General features: G+C 70.7%; 11 protein-coding genes. 2 read left to right on the top strand and 9 right to left on the bottom strand.

Features of this window, described 5'->3' with window-relative positions; genetic code table 11:
* Nucleotides 1–45: 45 nt before the first annotated feature.
* From ACFY9I_RS16665 to ACFY9I_RS16625, 9 genes are all read right to left on the bottom strand, one after another.
* Nucleotides 46–2,334, bottom strand: coding sequence for an SDR family oxidoreductase (locus tag ACFY9I_RS16665; RefSeq protein ID WP_391002159.1), 2,289 nt, complete (start codon nt 2,332–2,334; stop codon nt 46–48).
* 2 nt (nt 2,335–2,336) lie between these two features.
* The gene (locus tag ACFY9I_RS16660; protein WP_391002157.1) at nt 2,337–3,269 is read right to left on the bottom strand and encodes an SRPBCC family protein; all 933 of its coding nucleotides are present in this window, start codon (nt 3,267–3,269) and stop codon (nt 2,337–2,339) included.
* Between the two features lie 31 nt (nt 3,270–3,300).
* Nucleotides 3,301–4,089 (bottom strand): 3-oxoacyl-ACP reductase FabG, encoded by a 789-nt coding sequence (gene fabG, locus ACFY9I_RS16655; RefSeq protein ID WP_391002155.1) that lies wholly within the window; start codon nt 4,087–4,089, stop codon nt 3,301–3,303.
* Between the two features lie 79 nt (nt 4,090–4,168).
* Nucleotides 4,169–4,438: a phosphopantetheine-binding protein gene (locus tag ACFY9I_RS16650; RefSeq protein ID WP_391002153.1), complete on the bottom strand. Its 270-nt coding sequence runs from the start codon at nt 4,436–4,438 to the stop codon at nt 4,169–4,171.
* Nucleotides 4,439–4,553: 115 nt separating this feature from the next.
* Entirely contained in the window at nt 4,554–5,807 is a 1,254-nt protein-coding gene (locus ACFY9I_RS16645; protein WP_391002151.1) for a beta-ketoacyl synthase N-terminal-like domain-containing protein, read from the bottom strand.
* Nucleotides 5,804–7,072, bottom strand: coding sequence for a beta-ketoacyl-ACP synthase II (locus ACFY9I_RS16640; protein WP_391002149.1), 1,269 nt, complete (start codon nt 7,070–7,072; stop codon nt 5,804–5,806). The genes ACFY9I_RS16645 and ACFY9I_RS16640 overlap by 4 nt, the downstream gene beginning before the upstream one ends.
* Before the next feature lie 34 nt (nt 7,073–7,106).
* A complete protein-coding gene (locus ACFY9I_RS16635) occupies nt 7,107–7,436 on the bottom strand; it encodes a TcmI family type II polyketide cyclase (protein WP_391002147.1) in 330 nt (109 codons plus the stop codon).
* 68 nt (nt 7,437–7,504) lie between these two features.
* Nucleotides 7,505–8,158 (bottom strand): TetR/AcrR family transcriptional regulator C-terminal domain-containing protein, encoded by a 654-nt coding sequence (locus ACFY9I_RS16630; RefSeq protein WP_391002145.1) that lies wholly within the window; start codon nt 8,156–8,158, stop codon nt 7,505–7,507.
* 67 nt (nt 8,159–8,225) lie between these two features.
* Nucleotides 8,226–9,713: an FAD-dependent monooxygenase gene (locus ACFY9I_RS16625; RefSeq protein ID WP_391002143.1), complete on the bottom strand. Its 1,488-nt coding sequence runs from the start codon at nt 9,711–9,713 to the stop codon at nt 8,226–8,228.
* 436 nt (nt 9,714–10,149) lie between these two features.
* On the opposite strand from ACFY9I_RS16625, the gene ACFY9I_RS16620 reads away from it, so the two are divergent.
* Together ACFY9I_RS16620 and ACFY9I_RS16615 are read left to right on the top strand one after the other, a co-directional pair.
* Nucleotides 10,150–11,043 carry a hypothetical protein gene (locus ACFY9I_RS16620; protein WP_391002141.1) on the top strand — a complete coding sequence of 298 codons (894 nt, stop codon included), beginning with the start codon at nt 10,150–10,152 and terminating at the stop codon, nt 11,041–11,043.
* A gap of 301 nt (nt 11,044–11,344) precedes the next feature.
* The gene (locus ACFY9I_RS16615) at nt 11,345–11,497 is read left to right on the top strand and encodes a hypothetical protein (protein WP_391002139.1); all 153 of its coding nucleotides are present in this window, start codon (nt 11,345–11,347) and stop codon (nt 11,495–11,497) included.
* Nucleotides 11,498–12,351 lie beyond the last annotated feature (854 nt).

The following is a 12,351-nucleotide window of genomic DNA, read 5'->3' as shown; positions in this document are numbered from 1 at the left end:
GGACGTGGTCCCGCCACGAGGGGGGACGTGGTCGCGCCGACGTCGTCAGCCGAGCAGCGTGCCGCCGGTGGCGTCGATGAAGGCGCCGGTGATCCAGCGCGCCTCGTCGGTGGCGAGGAAGGCCACGACGTCAGCGACGTCCTGTGGCTCGCCGACCCGGTTGAACGCGGACAGGGCCGCCATCTGCTCGACGACCTCGGGGATGTCGAAGACCGGGTTGCCGTTGCGGGTGATGCCCGGTGCCACGCTGTTGACGGTGATGCCCCGCGGGCCGAGCGCCTTGGCGTAGTGCAGGGCGAGCATCTCGACGGCCCCCTTGGTCATCGCGTACGCGATCTCCTGGGGGTTGGCGAACCGGGTCAGGCCCGAGGAGATGTTGATGACGCGCCCGCCGTTGGGCATGTTCTTCAGCGCGCGCTGGATGATGAAGAACGGCGCCTTGGCGTTCACCGCGACGAGGCGGTCGAACTGCTCGGGCGTGGTGTCCTCGGGGGACACGCCGCCCATCACCCCGGCGTTGTTGACGAGGATGTGCAGATCGGTCGTTCCGGTGCGCTCCTTCAGGCCGTCCTCCAGGCCGACGAAGAGCTCGTGGACGTCGCCGGGGGCGCCGAGTTCGGCGCGGACCGCGAAGGCCCGGCCTCCGTCCTTCTCGATCGAGGCGACGACCTCGTGGGCCGCCTCCTCGCCGGAGGAGTAGTGCACCGCGACCAGTGCGCCCTCCTGCGCGAGGCGTACGGCCGTCGCCCGGCCGATGCCCCGGCTCGACCCCGTGACCAGCGCTGTCCTACCGGTGAGCCTGCCCATGTTGTGTCCTCTCCGCTTCGTGGAGTTGTTGGCCGTTGCTGAGACCGCCGGGGCACCGAACCAGCGGTGCAGGGCGGTGATGAGATCCGCTTCGCCTTCCGAGCCGGCCCACGCGACAAATCCGTCCGGTCGGACGAGAACGGCGTCGGCACCGGCGAACTCACCCCTTTCCGGCAGGAGTTCGGCGGCCACGGTGTCCACCAGGCCCGCCCACGGCGCGGCCGTGCCGAGCCGCCGGGCCCGGTGGTCTGCGTCGCCCGAGATGTCGAGCAGCACTCCTCTGCCGGAGCGCAGCAGCGCGGTGGTCGTGGTCCGGTCGCCGGCGACGGCCAGTTCGGCATGGGGCAGGCGGGCGCCGAGCAGGGGATGCCCGCCCGGACCCACGTCGTGGCGGATGTCCAGGCCGGAGATCATCCCGGCCAGGTGGGTGCGCACGTCGTCCTGCCGGACGAGCTCGCCGAAGACACTCCGGACGGCTTCGACCTCCGGGCCGCCCAGCAGAAGCAGGGCCTGCGCCGCGATGTTGCCCAGCACACGCCGGCCGACCGCGTGACGCTCCGCGTGGTAGCTGTCCAGCAGACCTTCGGGACCGCGTTCGGTGACCTGCGCGGCCAGCTTCCAGCCGAGGTTCACGGCGTCCTGGAGGCCCAGGTTGAGAGCCTGCCCGCCGATCGGCATCTGGGCGTGAGCGGCGTCCCCCGCGAGGAAGAGGCGGAAGTCGCGGTACTGCGTGGCCTGCCGGGAGACGTCGCCGAAGGCGTTGACCCACACCGGGGTACCACCGCTGATGTCCTCGCCGGTGACCCGCTTCCAGGCGTCCACCATCTCCGAGAACTCCGGGTCCCCGGTGCGGGGCCGGACGGCGCGGCCGAACTCGTGCACCATCACGCGCGTCACTCCGTCGGGACGGCGTGCGGCGATGGCGAGTCCGTGCTCCAGCCGCTGGAACCGGCGGTTCGGAATCTCGATGCCGGCCACGTCCGCGCGGATCAGTTCGCGGGACGCGTCGGCGCCGGGGAAGTCGAATCCGCCGAGGCGGCGGACGGTGCTGTTCTCCCCGTCGCAGCCGACGACGCATTTGGCGCGCAGGCGTACGGGGCCGTTCGGGCCGAGTGCCTCGGCCTCGGCGTAGTCCTGGGTCACGGTCAGCCCGCGCAGCTCGTGGCCGCGCAGGATGACCGCCCCCAGATCGGTCGCCCAGTGCCCCAGCAGTTCCTCGGTGCGGACCTGTGGGACCTTCCACTGGCCCGGGTACGGGCCGGGGAGAGTGAGGTCGAGCGGGATCCCCCCGAAGTGCCCCATGACGTCGTTCGGGACCGGGCCCAGCTCGTCGAGCAGGCCACGGCTGTCGAGGATCTCCATGGTGCGGGCGTGCAGGGTCGACGCACGCGACTCCGTCGTGGGGGTGACCAGCCGCTCCAGGACGACCACCTCCGCCCCGCCCAGGCGAAGTTCACCCGCGAGCATCAGCCCGACGGGTCCGGCGCCGACCACGACCACCTGGGTTTCCGTGTAGTCGCCGGCCATGGTCAGCGCTGCTGCTCGGCGTAGGTCCTGGCGTGACCGAGAGTGGCCCTGCTGTTGGTGCTCAGAGCTGTCCGGACGTACTCCCGCGCCTCGGCCACGCCGGCGTCGGGCCCGAGGACACGGGTGATGTTCTCGGTGTTCAGCACGACGGTGTGCTGCGAGGAGGCGGCGACGCCGTCCTCGTTCTCCGAGAACGTCCAGTAGCCGGTGTGCAGGGTCATCAACGCCGGCAGCGTGACCTGCTTGTAGGCGATCCTGTGGTGCGGGAAGCACACCCGGTACGACTTGGTGGTGTGCGTGGAGCCGTCCTTGGCACGGGTGTCCATCTCCAGGATCTGCAGTCCCGGGGAGACCTCCTCGAGACGGACGGTGGCCACGTGGGGCAGTCGCTCCTGCCACCGGTCCGCCTCGTTGACGAAGTCGAAGAGGTCCTTGGCGGAGCCGTTCACCTGGACGGTGTCCTCGAAGGAGAACGTCACCTCGGCGGCGGCGTGTGCCAGTTCGACGTTGGTCTTCAGGGCGTCGAGCTCCGAGCGGGAGTTGCGGTCGACGGCCTCGTCGATCCACTTCAGGCTCTCGGGGTCGTCGTCGATCGCCCGGTAGTCGTGCAGCAGCCGGATCCTGGAGGTGTCCTCGGAGAGCGGCTCGATGATCCAGGTCCCGCCCATCGAGGCGACCGGCGGAGCGGACACCTCCTGGCGGAAGGTGATGCGCAGCGCCTCGGGGTCGAGGGTGCGGCGCGAGGTCCAGTTCTTGACCTCGCCGTTGGCGGTGGCCCAGATGCGGATGCGCTCCTGGTTCTCACCACGTTCGACGTGGTCGACGTACACGGTGGGCGGGAAGATCCGGGGCCAGTTCTCCACCTCGGCGATCAGGCGGTAGACCTCGGTGGCGGGCGCTTGCACGGTGATCTCGTGCTCGACCTCTTTGGTCATGGGTTGCGGTGTCCTTGTCCGTCGGTGCGGGTCAGAAGTTGCCGAGGCCGCCGCAGACGTTCAGCGCCTGCGAGGTGATGGAGGCCGCCGTGTCGGAGGCGAGATAGCCGACGAGACCCGCGACCTCCTCGGGCGTGGAGTAGCGGCCGAGCGGGATCTTGGCCTGGAACTTCTCGAGGATGGCCTCCTCGGTGGCGTCGTACGCGGCGGCGTAGCCCTGGCGCACGCGCTGGGCCATCGGGGTCTCCACGTAGCCGGGGCAGACCGCGTTGACGGTGATGCCGGTGGGCGCCAGCTCGTTGCCGAGGGCCTTGGTGAAGCCGACGACGCCGTGCTTGGACGCCGAGTACGGCGCACCGAGGACGACGCCCTGCTTGCCCGCCGTGGAGGCGATGTTGATGATCCGGCCACGGTTCTTGTGGCGCATGCCACCCGTGGTGAGCACCTCGCGGGTCAGCCTGAAGACGCTGTTGAGGTTGGTTTCGATGACGTCCAGCCACAGCTCGTCGTCGATGTCGGCGGTGACGCCGCCGCCGCTGCGGCCGGCGTTGTTCACCAGTACGTCGACGCCGGTGCCGAAGCGGTCGACGGCGGCTTGTACGAAGGCGTGCGCGTCGTCGGAGGAACGGACGTCCAGGGTCGTGCCGTCGACCTCCAGGCCCTCGTCCCGAAGCTGTTTGACGGTCGCGGCCACGTTGTCGGCGTTGCGCGCGCCGAGGAACACCCGGTGTCCCTGGGTGGCCAGGAGCCGGGCGGAGGCCAGGCCGATTCCGCTGGTGGCGCCGGTGACGAGCGCGACCCGCTGGTCCTGCTGCGGCATTTTGTCTCTTCTCCCGTGGGTAGGTGCGAAGGAGGAGGCCGCCGGGCCGGTGTGCGCCGGCCCGGCGGTCGTCGGGCGGTCAGGCCGCCACGGATTCCTGGAGGTGCGCGTTGACGGCGGCGATCAGGGCGCGCGGGGTGGGGTTGTCGGTGAAGACGTCGTCGTCGAGGGCGAGCGCGTACTCCCGCTCGATGCGTCCGGCGGTCTCCAGCAGGGCCAGCGACTCGTAGCCCAGCTCCTCGAAGTCGGTGTCGAGGATGTCGCCGTCGAGGTCGACGCCCTCGTCGGCGCCGGCTCCTTCGAGGAGGATGCGCTTGAGGTCTTCGAGCGTGAATTCCTTCGTGGACATGGAAATCCTTCTCTGTGTTGGTGGTATGGGCCCGCGAGCGGAACGAGAAGCGCCCACCGTCGACGGGGGATGATCGGCGGTGGGCGCTGGTCGGTGGGGGCCGGGGGTTCCGGTCCTAGTCGACGGCCTGGACGACCACGGCGGAGTTGAAGCCGCCGTAGCCACGGGCGAGGACGAGCGCGGCGCGTACGGACGCGGTGCGCGGCTGGGTGGTGACCAGGTCGATGTCGTACTCGGGCGACAGGGTCACGTTGGTGGTGGGCGGGATCAGGCCCTCACGCATCGACAGCACCGCGGAGACGACGTCGACGGGCGCGGCGCCCGAGTACAGTCGGCCGGTCATCGTCTTGGGCGCGGTCACCGGCACCCGTCCGGGCCCGAACACGGCACTGATCGCCTCGGCCTCGACCCGGTCCAGTTCGGGTGTGCCCGCCGCGTCGGCGAACACCACGTCGATGTCTTCCGGTGCGAGTGCGGCGTCCGCCAGCGCGAGTTCGATCGCCCGGCGCAGACCGGGCTCGCGGCCGCCCTCGGACGACGGGCCGGAGTCGAGCGGGCCGGGCTTCGGGTCGAAGGTCGCCGCGTATCCGGAGATCTCACCGTAGATGTTCCGCGCGCCACGCGAACGGGCCGCCTCGGCGTCCTCCAGGATGATCAGCGCCCCGCCCTCACCCGGCACATAGCCACTGGCCTCGGCGTCGAAGGGCAGATAAGCCCGGTCGGGATCGTCGCTGGTGCTCATGCGGCCGCCTGCGAGCTGTGCGACCCAGCCCCACGGGCAGATCGAGGCGTCGAAACCGCCCGAGAAGATCAGCTTGCTGCCCTTGCGGATCTGCCGACGGGCCTGGGCGATGGCGTCGAGTCCACCGGCCTGGTCGCTGACGACGACGCCACTGGGACCGCGCATGCCGTTGCGGATCGATATCTGGCCGCTGTTGACCGCGTAGAACCAGGCGAAGGACTGGTAGGCGCTGACGTACTGGCTGCCCTGGCTCCACAGCTTCTTCAGCTCGTTCTGGCCGAACTCGAAGCCGCCGGAGGTGCTCGCGGTCACCACTCCCATGTCGAACTCGGGGATGTCGCCGGGCCTGACACCCGCGTCCTCGAAGGCGCAGTCGGCGGCGACCAGCGCGAGCCGGGTCATCCGGTCGGTCTGCGGGATCAGCCGGTTCGGCAGGTGGTCCTCGGCGACGAAGCCCTGGATCTCACCGGCCAGGCGGGACGGGTACCGCGTCGGGTCGAACCGTGTGACGCGGCCGATGGCGTTCTTACCGATCCGGGTGGCCGCCCAGAAGTCGTCCACGCCGAGCCCGTTGGGTGTGGCGACGCCTATGCCGGTGACGACGGTCCTGGGGGTGTCGGCGCTCATGCGGCGCTCCTTTCGGGACGGGCCAGCACCATCGCGCTCTGGAAACCGCCGAACCCGCTGCCCACCGTCAGCACCGCGTCCGTGATGTGCTCACGGGCGGTGAGCGGCACGTAGTCGAGGTCGCACTCGGGGTCGGGAGTGTGCAGGTTCGCGGTGGGTGGCACCACGTTGTTCTCCATCGCCAGCACGGACGCGGCGATCTCGATGGAGCCGATCGCGCCGAGCGAGTGGCCCACCATCGACTTGATGGAGCTGACCGGTGTGCGGTAGGCGTGCTCGCCGAGGCTCAGCTTGAACGCCGCGGTCTCGTGGCGGTCGTTCTGCTTGGTGCCGGATCCGTGTGCGTTGATGTAGTCGACGGCCTCGGGGTTCATCCGCGCCTCGTCGAGGGCGACGCGGATCGCCTCGGCCATCTCCCGGCCGTCGGGGCGCAGTCCGGTCATGTGGAAGGCGTTGCAGCGGGAGGCGTAGCCGGCGATCTCGGCGTAGATGTGGGCGCCGCGCGCGCGGGCGGCCGTCAGCTCCTCCAGGACGAACACCGCGGCTCCCTCACCGAGGACGAACCCGTTACGGGTGCCGTCGAACGGCCGCGACGCGTGCTCGGGGTCGTCGTTGCGAGGAGTGGTCGCCTTGATCGCGTCGAAGCAGGCCATCGTGATCGGCGAGATGGGAGCGTCCGTGGCACCCGTGATCATCACGTCGGCCGTGCCCTCGCGGATCAGCTCGACGGCGTGGCCGACCGAGTCGAGACCCGAGGTGCAGCCGGTGGAGACCACCGTGTTGGGCCCCTCCGCGCCGACCGCCCAGGCGACCTCGGCCGAGAACGAACTCGGCACGAAGTGGTTGTACAGATGCTGCGGGGTGTACGTGTGGTCGACGAGGTCGAGCCGGCCGCCGTCGCTGACCACGCGGTACTCGTCGTCGAGTCCGGTGGTCGCGCCGACCGCGCTGCCGATGGTCACCCCCGTACGGTGCGGATCGAACCCGGCCAGATCCAGACCGCTGTCCGCCAGCGCCTCGCGGGCGGTCACGACGCCGAACTGGGCGGCGCGGTCCATTCGCCGGATCTCCTGCGGGCTCAGACCGTGCAGTTCGGCGTCGAAGTCGGCCTCGGCCGCGACCTGGGAGCGGAACGAGGAAGGGTCGAAGAAGGTGATGCCCCGTGTCGCCGTACGGCCCTGGGTGAGCAGACTCCAAAAGTTCTTGGTGCCGATACCGCCCGGCGCGAGCACTCCGATTCCAGTGATTACTACCCGGCGCCCCACTACAGGTCGCCTCCCCTCATGTCGGGGGACGGCTTCACGAGGACGCCGTCCAGTTGTAGAAACGGGTGGCCATCGCGTCCGCCGGCGAACGCCAGGTCGCCGGGTCGTAGGCCTCGATGAAGGGCTTGAGGTCCTCGCTGATCCCGACGAAACGCGGGTCGGACTTGGCCTGCTCGATCAGTTCTCCGCCGTTGTCGCCGTCGAAGTCCTGCAGGTGGAAGTACAGGCCCCGGTACGAGAACAGCTGGCGGCGCCGGGTGCCCATGCGGTGCGGCATGTCGGTGGAGTCGAACTCGCCGAAGAGCCGGGCCACGTCCACGCCGGCCGAGGCGTCCATGCGCGCCACGATGAGGGTGCTGTGCATGTGTCTTCTCTCTTCCTTGGTCGGTCTGCCGGACCGGCGCGCGGGCCGTCCGGGACGGTCTTTGGGGGTCAGTGGCCCGCCGCGGGCCGGTAGAGGCGCACGAAGTCCCGGACGCCGCCGGCGACGATCTCGTCGATCTCCTCGTCGGTGAGGGGCAGGGCACCGTGGAACGACCGGTGGGCGACAGGGCTGGCCACGAGGAGGATGAAGCGGCCCGCGGCCCGGCCCGCGTCCTCGACGTCGAGCAGACCCCGGTCGGCGAGCTCGCACAGGTGGTGCGCCAGCACGTGCTGGGCCTGCTGCGGACCGACGTTGCGCCACACCTCGATCACCTGGGGCGGCAGCCGGTCGATCTCCGCGCCGATCTGTCGTACGAGCCGGAAGTGCTCGGGGAAGTCCAGCAGCGGCTGCTGCCAGGCTCGGCCGAAGGCGATCAGGTCGGCCTCCAGGTCGGTGACCTGGGACAGGTGGCGCTCGGCGACGGTGGACAGGGCGGTGGCCACCGCGGCGGCACTGGACAGGACCACCGACAGCAGGAGCTGGTCCAGGTCCCGGAAGTGCTTCAACAGGGTGCTCTCGGAGACGCCGGCCTCGGCCGCGACGGTCTCCAGGCGGGCCCGTGTGCATCCGTCGCGGGCGAACACCCTGAGCGCGGCCCGCTCGATGGCGCGGCCCTCCTCCGCGGACCCTGGGCGCGGGGCGGGTGCGGTAAAGGTCGTCATGCGTGCCTCCAGAAACGGTGGAGCGACAGCGGGGCCGGCAGGCGGTGGTCCTCGTGCCGGAGCACCCCTACAGGGCGACGCGTCCGGCGGCGGGGTCGCCGAACCATCGCTCCAGGGCCATGGGCAGGTCGTGGTGGCTGCCGGGCGCGGCCCACGCGACGTACCCGTCAGGGCGGATCAGCACGGCGGCGGTGCCGTGCAGTGGGCTGCCCTCGGCGACACCGTGCGGGGCCGCCGTCACGATGTCGACGTGTCGGGACCAGGCCGCGGCGCGGTCGCGCAGGCGGGCGTTGTCCGTCAGGTCGAGCAGGACACCGCGTCCGGCGTGGAGCAGCTCGGTGCTGCTGGTCTTGCGGATCTCACCGACCAGCTCCAGGTGCGGCATGCGCTTCCCGAGCAGCGGGTGACTGCCGCTGCCGATGTCGTAGGTGATCTCCAGTCCGCTGACCATGCCGGCCAGGTGGCGGCTGACGTCCCGGTAGGTGATCAGTTCGCTCAGTACGTCGCGCAGTGGCTGAACTTCCGGACCGCTGAGGAAGAGCAGGCCCTGTGCCCGGGTGTTCATCAGAAGGCGCTTGCCGACCGGGTGCCGCTCGCTGTGGTACGTGTCCAGCAGACCGGACGGCGCCCAGCCGTTGACGACCGCGGCCAGCTTCCAGCCGAGGTTGACCGCGTCCTGGATGCTGGTGTTCATGCCCTGTCCGCCGGCGGGCAGGTGGATGTGCGCGGAGTCGCCGGCGAGGAGGACCCGGCCGCGACGGTACTCGGTGACCTGACGGGTGGCGTCGCCGAACGCGCTGACCCACACCGGTTCACCGTGCGAGATGTCGCTGCCCGTGAGGCGCTTCCAGGCCGCCGCCACCTCCTCGAAGGTGGGGGGCTGGGTGCGCCGCTGGGGCGGGGTGCCACGCTCACAGACGATGAGGCGGGTGATGCCTCCGGGCAGCGGGCCGATCATGACCATGCCACCGGGTAGGGTCTCGCCGATCATGCGGGGTTCGAGGTCGAGCCCCTTCACGTCCGCGAGGTACATCTCCAGAGTCGCGGCCGTACCGGGGAAGTCGAAGCCGGCCGCCTTGCGGATGGTGCTGCGGCCCCCGTCACACCCCACCAGGTAGGAGGCGCGCAGGGTGTGCACGCCCGCGGGGCCCCGGACCTCGACCTCCACGCCGTCGCCGTCGTCCGTGAACGACAGCAGTTCATGGCTGCGCCGAATGTCCGCGCCGAGGTCGGTGGCCCACTCCTCGAGCTTGGTCTCGGTGACGGACTGGGGAACCGTCTTGGCCGCCTGCCAGGCGCCCTCGAGCACCCCGTAGTCCACCGGCAGACCGCCGAAGTGGCCCTGGTTGCTGGTCTCGATCTCGCCGAAGCGCGACAGCAGGCCGCGCTGGTCGAAAACCTCCATGGTGCGCGCGGTGAAACCCAGACCACGGGACTCACCGGTGCGCTCCGCCAGTCGCTCCAAAACAATGACTGCAACTCCCGCGAGCCGCAGTTCACCGGCGAGCATCAGCCCGGCCGGCCCGGCGCCCGCGATGATCACCGCAGCGTCCATGTGCCTCTCCTTGGGTGTGATCAGGATGTACGCCAAAAGAAAATGGCTTGGCTGCCGCATCGACGACCAAGGCGTCGTGAGAACCGGAAATCAACACAGTTCAGCGGAGGTTATGGATGAGCTTCTTCGCTTTCCCCGGACAGGTCAACCCGCATTCCTTCAGATCCATGTCAAGTTCCGTGAGAGACATGTAAGACCGGATCGATTCCGCATCCGGACACGGCCTTTTGTGACCGGCGCCACTCCGATTCGGTGCAGGAATCGGCCGACAGCGGCAGGAACGGTGCGGCGTGCCGCGCATGAGAATTTCCGTACAGGTTCCCCAGGGCGCGCCGAAATCGACTACACGGAACTCACAAACAGCAGCGCCACGCCTTGCCCGGGGGCGAATTCCGGAAATAACTTTGCCGCCCGTCCGACGACATGGGGGATTCAAATGAGTCAGACGTTCCGCACAGCCACCGCGCTGACCGTGTGCGAGGGGGCGGACTGCCGCCGGCAGGAGGCCGCGGGCCGGGCCCGCCGCCGGGCCGAGGCGGCGTCCCGGCTGTGCTCCGGCTGCGGGGACCGCCTCGCGTCGGATCTGCGGGGGCTGCCCCGGCTGTACGAGGAGTGCGGTCTGCGGCTCGGCGGTTCCGATCAGCCGCGTGAGCGCACGTCAGGTGGCCCGCTGCCCGGTATGCCCTTCAACACGGCGGCTGCCGAGACCCGTTCGGAGATCCAGGCCGTGCTCCGCTCGTGGGCGGCTGTGGTCGTCGCGGAGCGAGGGGTCACCGTGCCCGAAGGGACGGTCCGCGCGCTCGCCCTGTTCCTGGCACGGCACGCCGACTGGCTCGGTGGGCACCAGGCCGCGGCAGACGTCTCCGAGGAGGTGGCCCGGCTGGTCCGCCACGCGCGCCGGGTGATCGACCCGGACCCGCTGCGCCGGGTACCGATCGGCACATGCGTGGAGTCGGACTGCGAGGGTGGCCTGACGGCCGCCGTACGGTCGCGAAGTCCCCGGGTACCGGCCGAGATCGTCTGCGACGCGGACCCGGCGCACCGCTGGATGGGCCACGAGTGGCTGCAGTTGAGCCGTCGCATGGCCGGCGGCCGACGTCCAGTGCCCGGCGCGGGCGAGAGCACCCCGGAGACCGAGGACGCCGTCGGCCCCGCGGTGCGCTGGGTCGGGGCCGCGGACATCGCCCGGATGTGGGGCATCGCCCCTGGCAGCGTCTACCGGCACGCCAGTGAACAACGGTGGCGCCGCCGCAGCCGGGCCGGCCGCACCCAGTACCACGACGAGGACGTCCGCCGGACCCTCGACGGGCGCGCGGCCGGCGGTCACTGAGGTTTTCAGCTTGCTGGCGGGTGTCGCTCGGCGACCGTGCGCCGTGTTACGGCAGGCGGCCCGCAACCAGGACCGACCGGTACTCGATCCGCCGCAGACCACGGCGGAGGACGCGGGCGGACGGGGGTGACCGACGCCGCGACGGCCACGACGGCCAGCGGACGGGATGATCGACGCCGGGGACGGCCACGACGGCAAGCGGGCCGAAAGACCCACGCCGGCCAAGGCCACCACGGCAGCGGACGAATAGACCGACACCGACCAAGGCCGTGGTGGCCGAGCGGACCGAAAGACCGAGTCGATGAAGGCCGTGGTGGCCGAGCAGGCGAGAGAGCGACGCCAGCGACGGCCACGACCGCGAGCGGACGGGGTGATCGACGCCGCCGACGGCCACGACGGCAAGCGGGCCGAAAGACCCACGCCGGCCAAGGCCACCACGGCAGCGGACGAATAGACCGACACCGACCAAGGCCACGACGGCAAACGGGCCGAAAGACCTACGCCGACCAAGGCCCTGGTGGCCGAGCAGGCGGAGAAAGCGACGCCAGCGACGGCCACGACGGCGAGCAGACGGGGTGATAGACGTCAGCGAAGGCCATGGCTGCGAGCGGGCGGCTTCGCGGCAGGGTGCAGGTGCCCTTCGCGAGGCCGTCATCGCGCGCCGTCGCGATGTCGCCGCGCGGGACCTACGTTGTTCCGCCTCGGCGCCCCAACGTCCTATTCACGCTGCCCAGGACGGGCCGAGCCGTGCCTGCCAGGAGCAGCCGTGGCGGTGCGGCCGCCGCCCCACCCCGGCCACCGCGCGAGTGGCGTGCTCGCGGCGGCCGATCGCCGTTCTGATCCGCTCCAGGGCCCAGCGGCTGGTCCGGGCGGCCGTCGAGCCCCGCGGGGCCACGGCCGTCGTACCGCCCCTGTGTCAACCCGGCACCACCGCTTCCCCCGGCCCTCGGATCACCCTCGGACGGGGCTCCGTGTATTCGCCGAAGGGACGGGAGGTCCGCACGCCGCCCGGAGCGGGCCGGTAGAAGCTCAGGGGTGGTCCGGCGCGCTGCCGGGCCCCCCCGGGACACCGGCTGTCCGGCACGCATTGCGACCGGCGGCCGCCGGTCCCCTCGCGGTGGCGTACGGCGTACTGCCTGCGCGGTGGTGCGGTCCCTGCCGTGACGGGCGGGTGAGGACGCGTGCCGCCCGTCACGCACCGAAACGCCGGACGGGGTCAGTCCTTGATCTCGCAGATTGACGCGCCGGAGGTGATGGAGGCGCCGACCTCGGCGGTCAGGCCCTTGATGGTGCCGGAGCGGTGGGCGT

The sequence above is a fragment of the Streptomyces sp. NPDC012510 genome, assembly GCF_042955065.1.
Lineage (GTDB): Bacteria > Actinomycetota > Actinomycetes > Streptomycetales > Streptomycetaceae > Streptomyces.
This window is presented reverse-complemented; position numbering and strand designations above follow the sequence as displayed.

Excerpts from the sequence above, each read along its gene's own strand:
- fabG (WP_391002155.1), bottom strand. The coding sequence starts at position 4,089 with ATGCCGCAGCAGGACCAGCGGGTCGCGCTCGTCACCGGCGCCACCAGC.
- ACFY9I_RS16635 (WP_391002147.1), bottom strand. The coding sequence starts at position 7,436 with ATGCACAGCACCCTCATCGTGGCGCGCATGGACGCCTCGGCCGGCGTG.
- ACFY9I_RS16645 (WP_391002151.1), bottom strand. The coding sequence starts at position 5,807 with ATGAGCGCCGACACCCCCAGGACCGTCGTCACCGGCATAGGCGTCGCC.
- ACFY9I_RS16665 (WP_391002159.1), bottom strand. The coding sequence starts at position 2,334 with ATGGCCGGCGACTACACGGAAACCCAGGTGGTCGTGGTCGGCGCCGGA.
- ACFY9I_RS16620 (WP_391002141.1), top strand. The coding sequence starts at position 10,150 with ATGAGTCAGACGTTCCGCACAGCCACCGCGCTGACCGTGTGCGAGGGG.
- ACFY9I_RS16615 (WP_391002139.1), top strand. The coding sequence starts at position 11,345 with ATGAAGGCCGTGGTGGCCGAGCAGGCGAGAGAGCGACGCCAGCGACGG.
- ACFY9I_RS16660 (WP_391002157.1), bottom strand. The coding sequence starts at position 3,269 with ATGACCAAAGAGGTCGAGCACGAGATCACCGTGCAAGCGCCCGCCACC.
- ACFY9I_RS16650 (WP_391002153.1), bottom strand. The coding sequence starts at position 4,438 with ATGTCCACGAAGGAATTCACGCTCGAAGACCTCAAGCGCATCCTCCTC.
- ACFY9I_RS16625 (WP_391002143.1), bottom strand. The coding sequence starts at position 9,713 with ATGGACGCTGCGGTGATCATCGCGGGCGCCGGGCCGGCCGGGCTGATG.
- ACFY9I_RS16630 (WP_391002145.1), bottom strand. The coding sequence starts at position 8,158 with ATGACGACCTTTACCGCACCCGCCCCGCGCCCAGGGTCCGCGGAGGAG.